The 737-nt window shown below is 52.6% G+C and carries 1 protein-coding gene; it reads left to right on the top strand.

The annotated features are described in order from the left end of the window. Positions 1-14: 14 nt before the first annotated feature. A complete protein-coding gene (locus VZP09_RS24775) occupies positions 15-683 on the top strand; it encodes an IS6 family transposase (protein WP_328795546.1) in 669 nt (222 codons plus the stop codon). The last annotated feature ends 54 nt before the right edge of the window (positions 684-737 follow it).

Raw genomic sequence — 737 nt, 5'->3', positions numbered from 1 at the left:
ATTNTNAGCGTGACATCATTCTGTGGGCCGTACGCTGNTACTGCAAATACGGCATCAGTTACCGTGAGCTGCAGGAGATGCTNGCTGAACGCGGAGTGAATGTCGATCACTCCACGATTTACCGCTGGGTTCAGCGTTATGCGCCTGAAATGGAAAAACGGCTGCGCTGGTACTGGCGTAACCCTTCCGATCTTTGCCCGTGGCACATGGATGAAACCTACGTGAAGGTCAATGGCCGCTGGGCGTATCTGTACCGGGCCGTCGACAGCCGGGGCCNCACTGTCGATTTTTATCTCTCCTCCCGTCGTAACAGCAAAGCTGCATACCGGTTTCTGGGTAAAATCCTCAACAACGTGAAGAAGTGGCAGATCCCGCGATTCATCAACACGGATAAAGCGCCCGCCTATGGTCGCGCGCTTGCTCTGCTCAAACGCGAAGGCCGGTGCCCGTCTGACGTTGAACACCGACAGATTAAGTACCGGAACAACGTGATTGAATGCGATCATGGCAAACTGAAACGGATAATCGGCGCCACGCTGGGATTTAAATCCATGAAGACGGCTTACGCCACCATCAAAGGTATTGAGGTGATGCGTGCACTACGCAAAGGCCAGGCCTCAGCATTTTATTATGGTGATCCCCTGGGCGAAATGCGCCTGGTAAGCAGAGTTTTTGAAATGTAAGGCCTTTGAATAAGACAAAAGGCTGCCTCATCGCTAACTTTGCAACAGTGCCCA

Origin of the sequence: Klebsiella sp. EMBS2024 (assembly GCF_036233805.1) — a bacterium.
Classification (GTDB): domain Bacteria; phylum Pseudomonadota; class Gammaproteobacteria; order Enterobacterales; family Enterobacteriaceae; genus Klebsiella; species Klebsiella pneumoniae.
Note: the sequence above shows the minus strand (reverse complement) of the source record. Positions and strands in the feature narration are given on the sequence as shown.